The sequence below is a fragment of the Streptomyces sp. NPDC042102 genome, assembly GCF_055582305.1.
This window is the reverse complement of the sequence record NZ_JBVJDL010000002.1, coordinates 1,112,469-1,127,974: the sequence shown is the minus strand read 5'-3', so window position 1 is coordinate 1,127,974 and position 15,506 is coordinate 1,112,469. Positions and strand designations below refer to the sequence as shown.

The window sequence follows — 15,506 nt, the reverse complement described above, 5'->3', positions numbered from 1 at the left end:
TGCGGTGGGGTCCACCTGCCGTGCCCGTGTACGAACCAGTGCCAGGCCCGACCGGCAAGGAGACAAACCTCGGTGTCCGTCTTCAACAAGCTCATGCGTGCAGGCGAAGGCAAGATCCTGCGCAAACTGCACCGCATCGCGGACCAGGTCAACTCCATCGAAGAGGACTTCGTCAACCTCTCCGACGCCGAGTTGCGGGCGCTCACGGACGAGTACAGGCAGCGGTTCCAGGACGGCGAGAGCCTCGACGACCTGCTGCCCGAGGCCTTTGCGACGGTCCGCGAGGCCGCGAAGCGCGTGCTCGGCCAGCGTCACTACGACGTCCAGCTCATGGGCGGCGCCGCGCTGCACCTCGGCTACGTGGCCGAGATGAAGACCGGTGAGGGCAAGACCCTCGTCGGTACCCTCCCGGCGTACCTGAACGCGCTGTCCGGCAAGGGCGTGCACCTGATCACGGTGAACGACTACCTGGCCGAGCGCGACTCCGAGATGATGGGCCGCGTCCACCGCTTCCTGGGCCTGAGCGTCGGCTGCATCCTGGCCAACATGACCCCGGCCCAGCGCCGCGAGCAGTACGACTGCGACATCACGTACGGCACGAACAACGAGTTCGGCTTCGACTACCTGCGCGACAACATGGCGTGGTCGAAGGAGGAGCTGGTCCAGCGCGGCCACAACTTCGCCGTGGTCGACGAGGTCGACTCGATCCTCGTCGACGAGGCCCGTACCCCGCTGATCATCTCCGGCCCGGCCGACCAGGCCACGAAGTGGTACGCCGACTTCGCCAAGCTGGTCACCCGCCTGACCAAGGGCGAGCCCGGCCAGCCGCTGAAGGGCATCGAGGAGACCGGCGACTACGAGGTCGACGAGAAGAAGCGCACCGTCGGCATCCACGAGGCCGGTGTCGCCAAGGTCGAGGACTGGCTCGGCATCGACAACCTCTACGAGTCCGTGAACACCCCCCTGGTCGGCTACCTCAACAACGCCATCAAGGCCAAGGAACTGTTCAAGAAGGACAAGGACTACGTCGTCATGGACGGCGAAGTCATGATCGTCGACGAGCACACCGGCCGTATCCTCGCCGGCCGCCGCTACAACGAGGGCATGCACCAGGCGATCGAGGCGAAGGAAGGGGTGGACATCAAGGACGAGAACCAGACGCTCGCCACGATCACCCTCCAGAACTTCTTCCGCCTCTACTCGAAGCTGTCCGGTATGACCGGTACGGCCATGACCGAGGCCGCCGAGTTCCACCAGATCTACAAGCTGGGCGTCGTGCCGATCCCGACGAACCGGCCCATGCAGCGCAAGGACCAGGCCGACCTGATCTACCGGACCGAGGTCGCCAAGTTCGCCGCCGTCGTCGACGACATCGCGGACAAGCACGAGAAGGGCCAGCCGATCCTGGTCGGCACCACCTCGGTCGAGAAGTCCGAGTACCTCTCGCAGCAGCTGAACAAGCGGGGCATCCCGCACGAGGTCCTCAACGCCAAGCAGCACGACCGCGAGGCGATCATCGTCGCGCAGGCCGGCCGCCGCGGCGCGGTCACGGTCGCCACGAACATGGCCGGCCGCGGTACGGACATCAAGCTCGGCGGCAACCCGGACGACCTCGCCGAGGCGGAGCTGCGCCAGCAGGGCCTGGACCCGGAGGAGCACATCGAGGAGTGGGCGCACGCCCTCCCCGCGGCGCTCACCCGGGCCGAGGCGGCGGTGAAGGCCGAGTTCGAGGAGGTCAAGGAGCTCGGCGGGCTGTACGTGCTGGGCACCGAGCGCCACGAGTCGCGGCGTATCGACAACCAGCTGCGCGGCCGCTCCGGCCGACAGGGCGACCCGGGCGAGTCCCGCTTCTACCTGTCGCTGGGCGACGACCTGATGCGCCTGTTCAAGGCGCAGATGGTCGAGCGGGTCATGGCCATGGCCAATGTCCCCGACGACGTGCCGATCGAGAACAAGATGGTCACGCGCGCGATCGCGTCGGCCCAGTCGCAGGTCGAGACCCAGAACTTCGAGACGCGCAAGAACGTCCTGAAGTACGACGAGGTCCTCAACAGCCAGCGCGAGGTCATCTACGGCGAGCGCCGCCGCGTCCTGGAGGGCGAGGACCTGCACGAGCAGGTGCGCTTCTTCATGGACGACACCATCGACGCGTACATCGCGGCCGAGACGGTCGAGGGCTTCGCCGAGGAGTGGGACCTGGAGCGCCTGTGGGGCGCCTTCAAGCAGCTCTACCCGATCAAGGTGACGGTGGAGGAGCTGGAGGACGCGGCGGGCGACCGGGCCGGGATCACGGCCGAGTTCATCGCGGAGTCCGTCAAGGACGACATCCACGAGCAGTACGAGGAGCGCGAGAAGGCGCTGGGCTCGGAGATCATGCGTGAGCTGGAGCGGCGCGTGGTGCTGTCGGTGCTGGACCGCAAGTGGCGCGAGCACCTGTACGAGATGGACTACCTGCAGGAAGGCATCGGCCTGCGGGCGATGGCCCAGAAGGACCCGCTGGTCGAGTACCAGCGGGAGGGCTTCGACATGTTCAACGCCATGATGGAGGGCATCAAGGAGGAGTCCGTCGGCTACCTGTTCAACCTGGAGGTCCAGGTCGAGCAGCAGGTCGAGGAGGTTCCGGTGCAGGCTCCGTCGCTGACGAAGGAGGAGGCGCCGGTCCCGGCCGCGCGTCCGGAGATCCGGGCGAAGGGCCTGGAGGCCCCGCAGCGCCGTGGCGGCCTGCACTTCTCGGCGCCGACGGTCGACGGTGAGGGCGGCGTGGTCGAGGGCGACTTCGACGACGACGGCGCTGCCGGCGGGTCGGGCGACGGGATGACGCGGGCGGAGCGGCGCAAGGCGCAGCGTGCGTCGGGCGGCCGCCGCCGCAAGAAGTAACGCCACCCCCGACGGGGCCGGCCCCGCCCCCACCGGGCGGGCCGGCCCCGTCGCGCTTCCCGGCCCCTGGCCACCGCTCCCTGGTCCCCGGCCCCTTGGCACGCCGTCCCGGCCCCGCGCTGCCGTCCCTGGCGGGTGGGGTACGCGAGCCTGCCCCCGCCTGGCGTTGCGCCGCTGCGCGGGGCTCTCCCCCACCCCGCCCCTTCCCGAAACCGGGGGCTCCGCCCCAGACCCCGGGGGGTGACGGGCTGTGCCCGGACCCGGGGAACCGGGGCTCCGCCCCGTACCCCGAGGCCGTGAGCCCAGCCCGGTTCCGGGCCGGGACCCGGACGGGGCTGCGTCCCGGACCCCGGGGGCGGGAGCCGCGCCCCCGGTTCCGGGCCTGCCAGCGGGGCCTGGGCGCCCCGGGGGCCGGGGAGCCGGGTGAGGGCCCCGGGGGCCCGTGTGGGGCCCCCGGGGTGGTCAGAGGTGTTGGCCGCCCAGGTCGATGGCCGCGCAGCGCCAGCGGAGGTCCGGGCCCTGTTCCAGGCGGAACGCCATCGCCAGCGTGCGGTCGCCGATCGCGATGCGGGCGAAGGCCTCGATCACGCCCGGGCCGGGGTGGAAGCGGCCGCAGTGGCGCAGGACCGGGCGCAGGCGGTCGGCGGGACGGGGGTCCGGGCGGGCGCAGAGGGCGATCAGCTGCTCGTACGCCGGGCCGATCGTGTGGCCGAGCATCGCGTGCACCGGGCGGTGGCCGCTGAGCACCGCCAGCAGGCGTTCGGCGAACCAGTAGTGCGGGCCCAGGCGCAGCGCCCGCGGCGCGCCCGGCGGGCGGCGCTGGTCGCGGCGGCCGGCGGGGCGGGTCCGGGCGGCGGCCCGTCGTCCGCGTCCGCTGCCGTCGGCGGGCCGGGTCCTGGTGCTGGTCCTGTCCGTCACGATCGCCCCCGGGAAGGCCTGGCCCGGCGAGTACCGGGCGGTAACTTGTTGGGGATCTTTTACGGGGAGTGACCGCCCGCCGCAATCGGTCCCCCTCGTGCGCACCGGCCCGGCGCACGTTCACCTATCCGGGTGACCCCGCCCGCCCCCGGCCCGGCTCCGCGCCCGTCCGCGGGGAGCGGGGTGGACGGGATCCGGCCAGGGCCGGGCACCCCGAAGGGGTACGGGCGGCCGTATCCTGAGGGCGTTTGACGACTACCGAAAGCAGCCGGCCATGCGCGTGTACGTCCCCCTGACCCTTCCCGGGCTCGCCGAGGCGCACAAGGCGGGCGAGCTGGGCCCCGCCCCCCTGCGGGCGTACGCCGTCACGCCCGGGCTCCGCGAGTGGTACGTCTCCGACGACATCGAGGAGCTGGAGTACGCGGCCCTCAGCCGCGCCGCCTCCGCTTCGCTGCGGCTGATCGCGGCCGACGCCGCCGCGCCGCGCAAGCGCGTGGTCGTCGCCGTGGACGTGGCCGACAAGGCCGCCTCCGCCACCCCCGGCCTCGACGAGGCCACCCTCGGCCAGGTCACCCTCGACGGCCCCGTGCGCCTGACCGTCGCCGCCGCCGTCCACGTCGACGCCGCCGACGCCGAGGCCGACGTCGCGGCCGCCGCCGACGCCCTGCCCGCCGCCGACTCCGGCGACGACGACGCGCAGTTCACCGTCGACGGTGCCGAGGACCACGAACTGCTCTGGTTCGGCGTCCAGGAGATCCCGGGGCTGCTGTCATGAGCCCGCACCTGGTCTGGGACTGGAACGGGACCCTGCTGCACGACATCGACGCGGTCATAGCCGCGACGAACGCCTCGTTCGCCGAGTTCGGGTTCGCCCCGCTCACCCTCGAGGAGTACCGCGAGCTGTACGTCGTCCCCGTGCCGAAGTTCTACGAGCGGATCATGGGACGGCTGCCCACGGACGCGGAGTGGACCGTCATGGACGACACCTTCCACCGCCATTACTGGGCCGCCGCCGCGGACGCCGGGCTGACCGACGGTGCCAAGGAGCTCCTCGGCGACTGGCAGCGCCGGGGTCTGAGCCAGTCCCTGCTCTCCCTCGCGCCCCACGACAAGCTCGTCCCGCTCGTGCGCACCCACGGCATCGAGGGGCACTTCGTCCGCGTGGACGGCCGCACCGGCCCCTCCCACACCAGCAAGGCCGGACATCTCGTACGCCATTTGGAGGCCCTGGCGCCGACGGGTGTGCGTGCCTCCCGTACGGTCCTCATCGGGGACGCCGTCGACGACGCCCTCGCCGCCGCGCACGTCGGCGCCCGCGCCGTCCTCTATACGGGCGGTTCGCACAGCCGGGCCAGTCTGGAATCGGCCGGTGTCCCCGTCGTCGACACCCTGGCAGACGCCGTTCGCACTGCCCGCGAGCTGGCCGAATAGCGACTTGGCACGCGCGGCGGTGTACGTCTCTGCGCAGAGTGTCAAAGTTCTGCCCCCTCTTTTGTACAAAGCCCTCTCATGACGGAACGGGGGTAGGGGGAGATAGCCTTGTACCCGTGATCAGCGCGATAGTCATCGGGGGCACCGCTGCCCCCGGCCAGCGCCCGGCGCACGACCGTGCCCGGGCCTTCGCTGATCCCCGCTGCCGGGACCGCTCGCCGATCATGGCCGATTCCCTCCCGGACGCTTCCCACGACGACATAGCGTCGGTTCCGGACGGATTCCCCGCCTCGCGGCGCTACGTCGATCCTTCTTCCTTCACTTACGCCTACGTCACGCAACGGCGCGCGACAGGAGCCATGAGGACATGCAGACCAAGCTGGACGAAGCAAAGGCCGAGCTGCTCGCACGGGCGGCACGGGTAGCTGAGAACAGCCCGGCCGGGGGGCTACTTCCGACTGGGTCCGAGCAGGGCGAGCGGCCGGACCAGGCCACGGTGCTCTCCTACCTCCAGCGCTACTACCTGCACACGGCCCCCGAGGACATCACCGACCGCGACCCGGTCGACATCTTCGGCGCGGCGCTCTCGCACTACCGGCTCGCCGAGAACCGGCCGCAGGGCACCGCGAACGTGCGCGTCCACACCCCCACGGTCGAGGAGAACGGCTGGACCTCCAGCCACTCGGTCGTCGAGGTGGTCACCGACGACATGCCCTTCCTCGTCGACAGCGTGACCAACGAGCTCTCCCGCCAGGGCCGCGGCATCCACGTGGTCATCCACCCGCAGGTCGTCGTACGCCGTGACGTGACCGGCAAGCTCATCGAGATCCTCGGCCCGGACTGCGACGCCCACGGCCCCCGCACCGCGCGCCCCCACGACTCCCTCGTCGAGTCCTGGATCCACGTCGAGATCGACCGCGAGACCGACCGCGCCGACCTCAAGCAGATGACCGCCGACCTGCTGCGCGTGCTCTCCGACGTCCGCGAGGCCGTCGAGGACTGGGAGAAGATGCGCGACGCGGCGCTGCGCATCGCCGAGGGGCTGGGCACCGAGCCCGTCGCGTCCGACCTGCGCGAGCACGAGCTCGACGAGGCCCGCGAGCTGCTGCGCTGGCTCGCCGACGACCACTTCACCTTCCTCGGGTACCGCGAGTACAACCTGGTCGACGGCGACGCGCTCGCCGCCGTCCCCGGCACCGGCCTCGGCATCCTGCGCTCCGACCCGCACCACAGCGGCCAGGAGGACGCCCACCCGGTCTCGCCGTCGTTCAACCGGCTGCCCGCCGACGCCCGCGCCAAGGCCCGCGAGCACAAGCTGCTGGTGCTGACCAAGGCCAACAGCCGCGCCACCGTGCACCGGCCGTCCTACCTCGACTACGTGGGCGTCAAGAAGTTCGACGCCGACGGCAACGTGGTCGGCGAGCGCCGCTTCCTCGGCCTGTTCTCGTCCGCCGCCTACACCGAGTCCGTGCGCCGCGTGCCGGTCATCCGCCGCAAGGTCGCCGAGGTCCTGGAGGGCGCCGGCTTCTCGCCGAACAGCCACGACGGCCGCGACCTGCTGCAGATCCTGGAGACCTACCCGCGCGACGAGCTGTTCCAGACCCCGGTCGACAAGCTCCGCGAGATCGTCACCTCCGTCCTGTACCTCCAGGAGCGCCGCCGGCTGCGGCTGTACCTGCGCCAGGACGAGTACGGCCGCTACTACTCGGCCCTCGTCTACCTGCCGCGCGACCGCTACACCACCGGCGTCCGGCTGCGGCTCATCGACATCCTCAAGGAGGAGCTCGACGGCCACAGCGTCGACTTCACCGCCTGGAACACCGAGTCGATCCTCTCCCGCATCCACTTCGTCGTCCGCGTCACGCCCGGCACCGAGCTGCCCGCGCTGACCGACGCCGACGTCGAGCGCCTGGAGGGCCGCCTCGTCGAGGCCGCCCGCTCCTGGTCCGACGGCTTCGACCAGGCGCTCACCGCCGAGCTCGGCGAGGAGCGCGCCGCGGAGCTGCTGCGCCGCTACAGCGGCTCCTTCTCCGAGGGCTACAAGTCCGACCACTCGCCGCGCGCCGCCGTCGCCGACCTGTGCCACCTGGAGAAGCTCCGCACCGGCGGGCAGGACTTCGCGCTCTCGCTGTACGAGCCGGTCGGCGCGGGCCCCGGCGAGCGCCGCTTCAAGATCTACCGCACCGGCGAGCAGGTCTCCCTGTCGGCCGTCCTGCCCGTGCTCCAGCGCCTGGGCGTCGAGGTCACCGACGAGCGCCCGTACGAGCTGCGCTGCACCGACCGCACCAACGCCTGGATCTACGACTTCGGCCTGCGCATGCCGGTGTCCGACGGCAGCGGCGACAGCTACCTCGGCGACGACGCCCGCGAGCGCTTCCAGGAGGCCTTCGCCGCCGTCTGGACGGGCGAGGCGGAGAACGACAACTTCAACACCCTCGTGCTGGGCGCCGGGCTGACCTGGCGCCAGGCCGTCGTGCTGCGCGCGTACGCCAAGTACCTGCGCCAGGCCGGCTCCACCTTCAGCCAGGACTACATGGAGGACACCCTCCGCAACAACGTCCACACCACCCGGCTGCTGGTCTCCCTCTTCGAGGCGCGGATGTCGCCGGGCCGCCAGGCCGCCGGCACCGAGCTCGTCGACGCGATGCTGGAGGAGCTGGAGGGCGCCCTGGACCAGGTCGCCTCGCTGGACGAGGACCGCATCCTGCGCTCCTTCCTCACCCTGATCAACGCCACCCTGCGCACCAACTTCTTCCAGAAGGACGCGGCCGGCGAGACGCACCCCTACGTGTCGATGAAGTTCGACCCGCAGGCCATCCCGGACCTGCCGGCGCCCCGCCCGGCCTTCGAGATCTGGGTGTACTCCCCGCGCGTCGAGGGCGTCCACCTGCGCTTCGGCAAGGTCGCCCGAGGCGGTCTGCGCTGGTCCGACCGGCGCGAGGACTTCCGTACGGAGATCCTCGGCCTGGTCAAGGCGCAGATGGTCAAGAACACCGTCATCGTGCCGGTCGGCGCCAAGGGCGGCTTCGTCGCCAAGAACCTCCCGGACCCGTCCGTCGACCGTGACGCGTGGCTGGCCGAGGGCATCGCCTCGTACAAGGTCTTCATCTCGGCGCTGCTCGACATCACCGACAACATGGTCGGCGGCGAGGTCGTGCCGCCCAAGGGCGTGGTCCGCCACGACGAGGACGACACCTACCTCGTCGTCGCCGCCGACAAGGGCACCGCGACCTTCTCCGACATCGCCAACGGGGTCGCGGAGTCGTACGGCTTCTGGCTCGGCGACGCCTTCGCCTCCGGCGGCTCGGCCGGCTACGACCACAAGGGCATGGGCATCACCGCGCGCGGCGCGTGGGAGTCGGTCAAGCGCCACTTCCGCGAGCTGGGCCACGACACCCAGACCCAGGACTTCACCGTCGTCGGCGTCGGCGACATGTCCGGCGACGTCTTCGGCAACGGCATGCTGCTCTCCGAGCACATCCGTCTGGTCGCCGCCTTCGACCACCGGCACATCTTCATCGACCCGAACCCGGACGCGGCCGTCTCCTACGCCGAGCGCCGCCGCCTGTTCGAGCTGCCGCGCTCCTCGTGGGCCGACTACGACACCGAGCTGCTCTCCGCGGGCGGCGGGATCCACCCGCGTACCGCGAAGGCCATCCCGGTCAACGCGGCCGTGCGCGAGGCCCTCGGCATCGAGGCGGGCGTCACCAAGATGACCCCGGCCGAGCTGATGCAGGCGATCCTGGGGTCCCCGGTGGACCTGCTGTGGAACGGCGGCATCGGTACGTACGTCAAGGCGGCCACCGAGTCGCACGCCGACGTCGGCGACAAGGCCAACGACGCCATCCGCGTCAACGGCCAGGACCTGCGGGTCAAGGTCGTCGGCGAGGGCGGCAACCTGGGCCTGACCCAGCTGGGCCGCATCGAGTTCGCCCGCCTCGGCGCCGGCGGCGAGGGCGGCAAGATCAACACCGACGCCATCGACAACAGCGCCGGCGTGGACACCTCCGACCACGAGGTGAACATCAAGATCCTGCTCAACGCGGTGGTCTCCGACGGCGACATGACCGTCAAGCAGCGCAACAAGCTGCTGGCGGAGATGACCGACGAGGTCGGCGTCCTGGTGCTGCGCAACAACTACGCGCAGAACGTCGCCCTGACCAACGGCGTCGCCCAGGCCCCCAGCCTGCTCCACGCCCAGCAGCGCTACATGCGCCGCCTGGAGAACGCCGGCCTGCTCAACCGCGCGCTGGAGTTCCTGCCCACCGAGCGGCAGATCCGCGAGCTGCTGGGCACCGGCAAGGGCCTGACCCAGCCGGAGCTGGCCGTCCTGTTCGCCTACACCAAGATCACGGTGGCGGACGAGCTCATCCACACCACGCTCCCGGACGACCCGTACCTGCGCCGCCTGCTGCACGCGTACTTCCCGGCCGCGCTGCGCGAGAAGTTCCCCGAGCAGGTCGACGGGCACGCGCTGCGCCGCGAGATCGTCACCACGCTGCTGGTCAACGACACCGTCAACAGCGGTGGTTCGACCTTCCTGCACCGGCTGCGCGAGGAGACCGGGGCCTCCCTGGAGGAGATCGTCCGGGCGCAGCTCTCGGCCCGCGAGATCTTCGGCATGGCCGAGGTGTGGGACGCGGTCGAGGCGCTGGACAACAAGGTCGCGGCCGACGTCCAGACCCGGGTACGGCTGCACTCGCGCCGCCTGGTCGAGCGCGGTACCCGCTGGCTGCTCAACAACCGGCCGCAGCCGCTGGCGATCACCGAGACCATCGGCTTCTTCGCCGACCGGGTGACGCGGGTGTGGAGCGAGCTGCCCATGCTGCTGCGCGGCGCGGACCTGGAGTGGTACCAGCTGGTCCGCGACGAGCTGATCGGGGCGGGCGTGCCGGAGGAGCTGGCGGCGAAGGTGGCCGGGTTCTCCTCCGCCTTCCCGATCCTCGACATCGTCGGGATCTCCGACCGCACCGGCGTCGACGCCCTGGACGTCGCCGAGGTGTACTACGACCTCGCCGACCGCCTGGACATCACCGCGCTGATGGACCGGATCATCGAGCTGCCGCGGGCCGACCGCTGGCAGTCGATGGCCCGCGCCGCCATCCGCGAGGACCTGTTCGCGGCGCACGCGGCCCTGACCGCCGACGTGCTGGCGGTGGGCGACGGCGACGCGACTCCCGAGCAGCGCTTCAAGGCGTGGGAGGAGAAGAACGCGGCGATCATCGGCCGGGCCCGGACGACCCTGGACGAGATCCAGGGCTCGGACGACTTCGACCTGGCGAACCTGTCGGTGGCGATGCGCACCATGCGCTCGCTGCTGCGCGCGCACGGCTGACGGCCGGCAGCCGACGGCTGACGTCCGACGGCTGACGCCCCGTACGACGACGGGCGGCCCGGGACCGATCGAGGTCCTGGGCCGCCCGTCCGTCGTGGGGCCGCGGTGTCAGCCGCCGCGCGTGAACGCCTCGTACGCGTCGCAGACCTCGGCCGTGGGGCCGTCCATGCGCAGCTCGCCGCGTTCCAGCCAGATCGCCCGGTCGCAGGTCTCGCGGACCGTGCCGATGCTGTGGCTGACCAGGAAGACCGTGCCGGCGGTGGCCCGCAGTTCCTCGATCCGCTTCTGGCTGCGGCGCTGGAAGGCGGCGTCGCCGGTGGCCAGGGCCTCGTCGATCATCAGGACGTCGTGGTCCTTGGCGGCGGCGATCGAGAAGCGCAGCCGGGCGCCCATGCCGGAGGAGTAGGTGCGCATGGGCAGCGAGATGAAGTCGCCCTTCTCGTTGATCCCGGAGAACTCGACGATGCCGTCGTAGCGTTCGCGGATCTGCTGCTTGGTCATGCCCATCGCCAGGCCGCCCAGGAACACGTTGCGCTCGCCGGTCAGGTCGTTCATCAGCGCCGCGTTGACCCCCAGCAGCGAGGGCTGGCCGTGCGAGTAGATCCTGCCGTTCGCGACCGGCTGGAGGCCGGCGATCGCGCCGAGCAGGGTCGACTTGCCCGAGCCGTTGGAGCCGATGAGGCCGATGGCCTCGCCCTTGTACGCGGTGAAGCTGACCCCGCGCACGGCGTGCACCTCGCGGACGGCCGGGTCGGGCCGCCGCCGGCGCAGCAGCCGGCTCAGCGCCGCGGTGGCGCCGCCCCTGCGGCCGCCGCCCGTGACCTTGTAGACGACGTGGACGTCGTCGGCGATGACGGTGGGGACGCGGGCCCCGGGCGCGGTGGGCGCCGGGCGCTCCAGGGTCGTCGTGCGGGCGGTCGTACTAGCCACGGCCGTACTCCTCCTCAGCCTTCCAGAAGTAGATGAATCCGCCGACGCCGGCGAGCAGCGCCCAGCCGGTGGCCAGGAGCCAGACGTGCGGCGGCAGGGCGTGCGCCTCGAAGCTGTCGATCAGCGCGAAGCGCATGAGGTCGATGAAGACGGCAGCCGGGTTGGTCTTGAGCATCGTGGTGACCCAGTGCGGCAGCTGGCCGGCCGCGAGCATCTGGTCGATGCTCCACATGACGCCCGAGGCGTACATCCAGGTGCGCAGGACGAACGGCATCAGCTGGCTGACGTCGGGGTTCTTGCTGCCGATGCGCGCCATGACCATGGCGCAGCCGGCGGCGAAGACGGCCATCAGGAACAGGGTGGGCACGGCCAGCAGCCAGGAGAGGGCCGGGGTCTGGCCGAAGGCGAGCAGCAGCAGGACCAGGGCGGCCATGGTGACGAGCAGCTGCTGGAAGAGCTGGACGACGGCGGAGAGGGGCAGGCTGGCGCGCGGGAAGTGCAGGGCCCGCACCAGGCCGCGGTTGCTGTGGACGGCGCGGGTGCCGGCGTTGATGGAGCTGCCGATGAAGTCCCACACGAAGACGCCGGTGATCAGGAACGGGATGTAGTCCGGCACCTGGTGCCCGGCGCGCATGATCACGCCGAAGACGAAGTAGTAGACGGCCGCGTTGAGCAGCGGGGTCACCAGGTGCCAGACCTGGCCCAGCTTCGCGGTGCTGTACGTGGCGGCCATGCGGGCGGTGGCGTACGCGGTCACGAAGTGGCGGCGGCCCCACAGCTCCCGGACGTAACGCGGCAGCGGGGGGCGGGCGCCGCTGACGGTCAGGCCGTGGGCGGCCGCCAGTTGCGCGGGGGTGGGCTCCGCCGGTGCGGTCGAGGTGGTGGTCACGGAGGGTCGCTTTCGCCGGAAGGTCGTTGGAACGGGTCCGTATCGTCGCTACGGCGAGAGTAGGGCCGGTTACGTCGGAACGCAACCGTATCGTCGTGACGGCCCAGTGGCGGCGTGGCCGTTATGCTCTGTCCATGACCAAGGACCCTGCCGCCGCCGCTCCCGCCCGCCGCGCTCCCGCGGGCGCCGCCGTCCTGCGCGAGGACGTCACCGAAGCCATCCGGGCGGCGGTCCTGGCGGAGCTCGCCGCGGTCGGTTTCTCGCGGATGTCGATCGAGGGCATCGCGCGGCGGGCCGGCGTCGGCAAGACCGCGGTCTACCGGCGCTGGAAGTCCAAGCTGCACCTGGTGCTGGACCTGATCGGGGCCTTCGCGGCCGACGGGCTGCCCGTGCCCGCCACCGGCTCGCTCTACGGCGACGTCCGGGCCCTGCTGGAGGTCATGTCCCACGTCCTGCGCCACCCGGTGGCCTCGGCCGTCATCCCCGACCTGCTGGTCGAGGCCGCGCGCAACCCCGAGATCGCCGACGCGGTCCGCGGCGCGCTGCTGGACGGCCAGCGCCGGATGGCCGCCGGCATCGTCGCCGACGCGGTGGCCCGGGGCGAGCTGCCCGAGGGCATCGACGCCGACCACGCCCTCGACCTGGCGATCGGCCCGCTCTACTGGCGCCAGGTGGTGGTCGGCGACGGCACGTCCAGGGACTACCTGGACGCCCTGGCCCGCCAGGTGGTGGCGGGCCTGACCACCGGCTGACGTCCCGCGCGTACCCGGCCTACGGCAGGCCCTACGGCCACAGGCTCGGGCTCAGCCCGGCCAGCGGGGCCTCCTGCGCGAGCGCCGGGGCCGGCTTCGACGGGGTGGCGGCCGGGGCCGGGCGGCGGTCGGCCAGGGGGACGACCGGTGGCAGGCCCGAGGTCTGGCCCAGGAAGACGTGGCGGACCACCCGCTCCGCCGCCCGGCCGTCGTCCAGCGTGCTGAACCGGGCCCGGAACGCCGCCCGCAGCTGCGCCGAGCGCGAGCCCTGCCAGTGGCCGGTGGTGAAGATGTCGATCAGCTCGTCCTCCGTCCGGGCGATCGCCCCCGGCGGGAAGGCCCGCAGGTCGAAGTAGGTGCCGCGGGCCGCCTCGTACGCCTCCCAGTCGTCCGCGTGGATGACGATCGGCCGGTCCAGGGCCGCATAGTCGAACATCAGCGACGAATAGTCCGTCACCAGCGCGTCCGAGGCCAGGCACAGGTCCTCCACCGAGGGGTAGGAGGACACGTCGATCAGGCGCGGGTGGCGGTCGCCGGACAGCGGGGCCGTGCCGTAGGTCAGGTGGGCCCGGGTCAGCAGGGTGAAGCGCGGGCCCAGGTCCCGCAGCACCCGCTCGAAGTCCAGGTACTCCGGGCGGCTGCGCCGGTAGTCGCGGTGCGTGGGCGCGTACAGGATCGCCGTCGAGCCCGCCGGGATGCCCAGCCGCTCGCGCAGTTCCAGCACGTCGGACGAACTCGCCTGGTGGAAGACGTCGTTGCGCGGGTAGCCGTACTCCAGCGTCGTGTACGGCGACGGCACCGCCTTCTCCCACACCAGCGTCGAGTGCCGGTTCGCCGACAGCAGGTAGTCCCACTGGTCCGCACCTCGCAGCAGGCCCGCGAAGTCCGTCACGGGGGTGGCCGCCGGACGGTCCTGGAGATCGAGGCCGACCCGCTTGAGCGGGGTGCCGTGCTGCGTCTGGAGCAGCACCTGCCCGGGCCGCTTGACCAGCGAGCGGTCGACGTTGACGTTCGTGACCAGGTACGTCGCCCGCGCCAGCGCCGTCCAGTACGCCGCCGACCCCGGCCGCAGCGCCACCGTCCCCGCCGGCACGGTCGCCGCGTGCGCCGGGTCGCAGATCCACGCCGTCCGCATCCGCGGCGCCAGCTCCCGCAGCTTCGCCTCGATCGCCGCCGGGTTGCAGGCGTAGCCGCCGTGCCAGTACGCGCTGAAGACCGCCAGCTCGGAGCGGAGCGGCAGCAGCCGCTGGCAGCGGTAGTGCAGCCGCAGGGCCGCCTCGCGCAGCCCCCGCCCCGCGCCCGCGCCCGCCCGCCCCGCCGCCAGGGCGGCCGACCGCAGCGACGACAGCAGCCGGTAGGTGCGCCGGGTGCCCCACCGCATCAGCGTGTGCCGCAGCCGGTCGGTGCGCGACAGCGACAGCGACAGCGGTACGGGCCCGCGACCGCGGTGGGCGCGCAGCAGCACGGCGGCCCGGCGGAAGAACTCCGCGCGGCAGGAGCGCGGCAGCCGCCGCCGGTCCGCGTACAGGGCGCACAGGTGCTCCGCCATCCGCCGGTGCACCGCCGGCCGCCAGCGCTCCAGCTCCGGCCGCGCGGCCAGGTAGCCGAACACCCGCTCGTACTGGTCGAGGAGGTCCAGGTGCCGGCGGGTGGAGGTGGTCAGGATCGAGCCGGTGCGCCGCTGCCGGTAGTGCACGCACACCCGGTCCAGGACGGCCACGGACTCGGCGGCCAGCAGCGCCGGATAGGTCCAGGGAGTGTCCTCGTACAGGCCGGGCGGGAACTCCAGGCCCTCGCGCTCCACGTACTCCCGGCGGTAGGCCTTGTTCCACACCACCATCAGCATCCCGAGCAGCGCCGGGCGGTCCGCGAGCCGGAAGCTGGCCGGGCCGTCCTCCGACAGCCGGTGCGCGAGCCGGTTGCGGGTCCGCTCACCGGTCCAGAAGGTGCGCGCGTAGTCGTAGACCAGGACGTCCGGGGAGCCGGTGGCCGCCAGCCGGTCCGCGATGGCCCGCAGGGCGCCCGGGGCCAGCGTGTCGTCGCCGTCGAGGAAGATCAGGTAGTCGCCGGTGGCCCGGGCCAGACCCGCGTTGCGGGCCGGGCCCAGGCCGCAGTTGTACGGCAGGTGCACGGCGGTCACCCGGGGGTCCCGGACCGCGTACTCGTCGAGGATCTCCCCGCAGGCGTCCGGCGAGGCGTCGTCGACCGCGATCAGCTCCAGATCCGGGTACGACTGGGAGAGCACCGAATCCAGACTCTCCTGGAGGTACGCCTGAACCTTGTACGCGGGCACGATGACGCTGAACCGGGGCACGGGACATCCAGGGGTCGGCGCGGGCATATTGCCCAGGAACCGCCGCGCCGATCACCGGGT

9 protein-coding genes are annotated in these 15,506 nt (G+C 71.9%); 5 read left to right on the top strand and 4 right to left on the bottom strand.

The features are described from left to right. Positions 1 to 72 precede the first annotated feature (72 nt). Complete coding sequence (gene secA, locus ACZ6KO_RS13125; protein ID WP_469303724.1) at positions 73 to 2,877, top strand: preprotein translocase subunit SecA; 2,805 nt, start codon at positions 73 to 75, stop codon at positions 2,875 to 2,877. 462 nt (positions 2,878 to 3,339) lie between these two features. On the opposite strand, the gene ACZ6KO_RS13120 is transcribed toward secA, so the two are convergent. Continuing rightward, on the bottom strand, positions 3,340 to 3,795 hold the full coding sequence (locus tag ACZ6KO_RS13120; protein WP_469303722.1) for an Rv3235 family protein: 456 nt from the start codon (positions 3,793 to 3,795) through the stop codon (positions 3,340 to 3,342). 274 nt (positions 3,796 to 4,069) lie between these two features. Here ACZ6KO_RS13120 and ACZ6KO_RS13115 point away from each other — a divergent pair, with 274 nt between their 5' ends. From ACZ6KO_RS13115 to ACZ6KO_RS13105, 3 genes are all read left to right on the top strand, one after another. Next, a complete protein-coding gene (locus ACZ6KO_RS13115) occupies positions 4,070 to 4,570 on the top strand; it encodes a DUF6912 family protein (RefSeq protein ID WP_469303720.1) in 501 nt (166 codons plus the stop codon). Continuing rightward, entirely contained in the window at positions 4,567 to 5,226 is a 660-nt protein-coding gene (locus ACZ6KO_RS13110) for an HAD family hydrolase (RefSeq protein ID WP_469303718.1), read from the top strand. The genes ACZ6KO_RS13115 and ACZ6KO_RS13110 overlap by 4 nt, the downstream gene beginning before the upstream one ends. A gap of 367 nt (positions 5,227 to 5,593) precedes the next feature. Then, positions 5,594 to 10,561 carry an NAD-glutamate dehydrogenase gene (locus ACZ6KO_RS13105; protein WP_469303715.1) on the top strand — a complete coding sequence of 1,656 codons (4,968 nt, stop codon included), beginning with the start codon at positions 5,594 to 5,596 and terminating at the stop codon, positions 10,559 to 10,561. Positions 10,562 to 10,669: 108 nt separating this feature from the next. On the opposite strand, the gene ACZ6KO_RS13100 is transcribed toward ACZ6KO_RS13105, so the two are convergent. Beyond that, positions 10,670 to 11,461, bottom strand: coding sequence for an ABC transporter ATP-binding protein (locus ACZ6KO_RS13100; RefSeq protein ID WP_469303928.1), 792 nt, complete (start codon positions 11,459 to 11,461; stop codon positions 10,670 to 10,672). 22 nt (positions 11,462 to 11,483) lie between these two features. After that, positions 11,484 to 12,380, bottom strand: a complete 897-nt coding sequence (locus ACZ6KO_RS13095; protein WP_469303713.1) for an ABC transporter permease — start codon at positions 12,378 to 12,380, stop codon at positions 11,484 to 11,486. 134 nt (positions 12,381 to 12,514) lie between these two features. Here ACZ6KO_RS13095 and ACZ6KO_RS13090 point away from each other — a divergent pair, with 134 nt between their 5' ends. Next, positions 12,515 to 13,132 carry a TetR/AcrR family transcriptional regulator gene (locus ACZ6KO_RS13090; protein WP_469303710.1) on the top strand — a complete coding sequence of 206 codons (618 nt, stop codon included), beginning with the start codon at positions 12,515 to 12,517 and terminating at the stop codon, positions 13,130 to 13,132. 31 nt (positions 13,133 to 13,163) lie between these two features. Here the strand turns inward: ACZ6KO_RS13090 and ACZ6KO_RS13085 are convergent, their stop codons facing one another. Next, positions 13,164 to 15,446, bottom strand: a complete 2,283-nt coding sequence (locus ACZ6KO_RS13085) for a bifunctional glycosyltransferase/CDP-glycerol:glycerophosphate glycerophosphotransferase (RefSeq protein ID WP_469303708.1) — start codon at positions 15,444 to 15,446, stop codon at positions 13,164 to 13,166. Positions 15,447 to 15,506: the final 60 nt, after the last annotated feature.